The sequence below is a fragment of the Streptococcus danieliae genome, from assembly GCF_025447695.1.
Lineage (GTDB): Bacteria > Bacillota > Bacilli > Lactobacillales > Streptococcaceae > Streptococcus > Streptococcus danieliae.
Genome location: NZ_JAOBSU010000150.1, coordinates 1 through 2,777, shown reverse-complemented (window position 1 = coordinate 2,777; position 2,777 = coordinate 1). Strand labels below are relative to the sequence as shown.

Here is a 2,777-nt window from a genome sequence, read left to right as displayed (position 1 = left end):
ACCGTGGCGATTTTTCTTTTTATACTCTTCTATTCCCTTGGTATACATCGGATCAGAGACAACGGGAATGATTCATTCAGTCTACAAAGGCAGATCTAGATCCTCAAAAAGAGCCAATTCCTCCTCTGTCAGAGGCCGGTAAGCTCCTCTTGCCAAATTCGGATCCAATTGCAAGGGCCCCATGGCTAGACGCTCCAGATAAGTAACTTCCTTTCCACAGGCTGCCACCATTCGCTTAACCTGATGGAATTTCCCCTCCTGGATTCGAATCAGAACTTCCGAACGTCCCTCACCACTCTCTAGGATTTCTAACTCAGCAGGCTGACTGGTAAAATCCTTGAAGGCGATTCCCTCTGCAAAACGCTGCTGGTCCTCTACCGTCATCTCCCCGGCAACTAAAGCCCGATACAATTTGCTTACATGCCGTTTGGGAGATAAGAGGGCATGGGCCAAGGGTCCATTATTGGTTAAAAGCAAGAGCCCTTCCGTATCCTTGTCCAGACGTCCCACTGGAAATAGATCCTTACGCCAATCTTCTGGCGCTAATAAGTCTAAAACCGTCTTACCGGAATTATCCTTTGTAGCTGAAAGGACTCCCGCAGGCTTGTTGAGCATCCAGTAATAGAAGGTCTGATAAGTCAGCTCCTGATCCTGATAGCGGACTTGATCTTGCCCTTCCCGGATATGCGCCTTAGCACTTTTTTCAACCTGGCCATTGACCTTGATCAGACCTTTTTTGATAACCTGCTTTACCTCAGACCGAGAACCTAGGCCAACTTCTACTAAATAGCGATCCAAACGCATAACGTCCCTCCTTTCTCAAATTATATCACGCCGCCTCATAATAGGAAACAATAGCGTAGAGCCACTGACCTCTGAGCCCCTCATACTGGCGGTAAGCCAAGGCAACTGCCAAAGCAGCCCCCAGTAAAAAACCAAGGCCAAAGTAAAAAACCCCTAACCAAATTGACAAGCCAGCAAAAAGTCCGTTAATGCCACAAAAACAGGCTACTAGGCGCCAAACAAAGGAAAATTGGAGGAGATCCTGAAAAAGGGACTGGAAAACTTGTAACAACTGCAGCAAGCTATAGGCCGGCAGCAACAAAGTAAGATAATAACTAACCCAGTTTAAGGGATGAGCTGTCAAATAAAGGCATAAACCTGCCAGAAGGAGAAAAAACTCTAACAACCACACACAAAGATAGACATCCATCCGTTTCTGACACGAACTTTCAAAAGCTTCCAAATACTGAACCGAAGCGTTGCCATTCAAGCCACCAACAAGATCCTGCCAAGTTGGAGAAAAGTAAGCTTCCTTAAACCCTAGCCACTGGGCACTAAACAAGAGATAAACCAACAGCGCAACCAATACAGCCTGATCGTAAACTGGGGCTAGACGCAGACCAGGAGCAAAGTCCTGCCCCAGCGGTGACCAATAGATCACGATCAAGGGCAACAAAATCGCACCAAAAAAGCAAAGACCTAGCCAAGCCTGTCTAGCCGGTACGGCTACCAGAGTAGGGCCCCCTTCCAATTGCCCCCATAACAAGCAGGCATCTAATAGGAACAGCAAGACCAAACCCAGGGTCAAAGCAGAAACAAACCCTAACAGGCACATCAGGAGCGAGAACAATAAAACCAAGCCAAAAATCCCCAACAGCTGACGGCTATACCGATTCCCGTCTAGCTTCGCTCCCAACCGTTCCCGCAAAAGCTGAGAAGAAAGGGCTGCTCCCAACAATAACAGGGCGAGAACCGTCTCGAGATTCAGTCGGTCATAATAAAACAGATAAGCTCCCAAAATAACCGACTGGAGACCAACAAGTCCCAGTACACTGGACAAAAACCAAGCCAAGCGTACACGACTAATCCAAGGTCGCACGAAACTCTGACTCAGAAAGACTCCTAAAAAACCATAACTCAAAAGTGGTAAGAACAGGGGAAAGGCTCCTACTTGTCCGAGGCCTAACCAGGTCCGCACCTGATTGAAGGATAGCAAAAACACAGGGAATAACAGAAAACTCCCATAAAGAACTAGTAGGAGCTGCATAGCACGCAATCCCTGGCTACAAATCTTCCGCATACTCACTCCACCTCATAGATTTTTTGATAGGCTGCTAGAACCTGCTCCTGTTGGTAGCAGGCTTGAACCCGACGCCGACCTGCCTGTCCCATCTCAATCCCCAATTCTGGATTGTCCAAAATCTGTCTCAAAGCCGCAATAAATCCAGCTCGATCCCCTGGTCGGATACAAAATCCGGCAACTTCCATTCCCTCCACCCCTTGGCCAAGCAACTGGCGACAGGAGCCAACATCACTGACTACACAAGGAAGACCGGCAGCCATCGCTTCAAGAATAGCCAAGGGCTGTCCTTCTGACAAGGACGGCAAAAGCAAGCAGGTCCAATCTGGCAAATGCTCCTGGACGGAACAGTGACCCAAAATTTCAACATTTGGAATCTCCCAGCGCTGGATTGCTCTCTGGCAAACGTCCCAGTAGGTTGTATCTTCAACAGCTCCTAGAATGACCAGCGTTACAGGATAACCTTGTCTGCACAAGGCAGCATGGATAAACAGCAATTCTAAGACATTTTTTAGGGGTGTCCAGCGAAGAACCGCTCCTATTCGTGGGTTCTGACGAGCCTCTCTTATCTGGAACTGCCGCCAGTCCTCCCAATTTAAGCCATTAGGAATCACCTGACCCCGAATTATTCATAGATAACTAAAAAAACTTCTAGAAACCCTGATAGATCAATGTTTCTAGAAGTTTTTGATTT

Annotated in this window: 3 protein-coding genes; all 3 read right to left on the bottom strand. The window is 47.6% G+C overall.

Annotated features, from left to right (window positions below; translation table 11 throughout):
* Positions 1–81: 81 nt before the first annotated feature.
* Genes N4310_RS08115 through pelF form a run of 3 tightly spaced genes read right to left on the bottom strand, consistent with a single transcriptional unit; the run spans position 82 to position 2,697 of the window.
* Positions 82–804, bottom strand: coding sequence for a pseudouridine synthase (locus N4310_RS08115; protein ID WP_262092775.1), 723 nt, complete (start codon positions 802–804; stop codon positions 82–84).
* Positions 805–829: 25 nt separating this feature from the next.
* Positions 830–2,083, bottom strand: a complete 1,254-nt coding sequence (locus tag N4310_RS08110; RefSeq protein ID WP_262092774.1) for a hypothetical protein — start codon at positions 2,081–2,083, stop codon at positions 830–832.
* 2 nt (positions 2,084–2,085) lie between these two features.
* On the bottom strand, positions 2,086–2,697 hold the full coding sequence (gene pelF / locus N4310_RS08105; protein WP_262092773.1) for a GT4 family glycosyltransferase PelF: 612 nt from the start codon (positions 2,695–2,697) through the stop codon (positions 2,086–2,088).
* Between the last annotated feature and the right edge of the window lie 80 nt (positions 2,698–2,777).

What these genes read in the sequence shown, in the direction of transcription:
- N4310_RS08115 (WP_262092775.1), bottom strand. Translation starts at nt 804, where the DNA reads ATGCGTTTGGATCGCTATTTAGTAGAAGTTGGCCTAGGTTCTCGGTCT.
- N4310_RS08110 (WP_262092774.1), bottom strand. Translation starts at nt 2,083, where the DNA reads ATGCGGAAGATTTGTAGCCAGGGATTGCGTGCTATGCAGCTCCTACTA.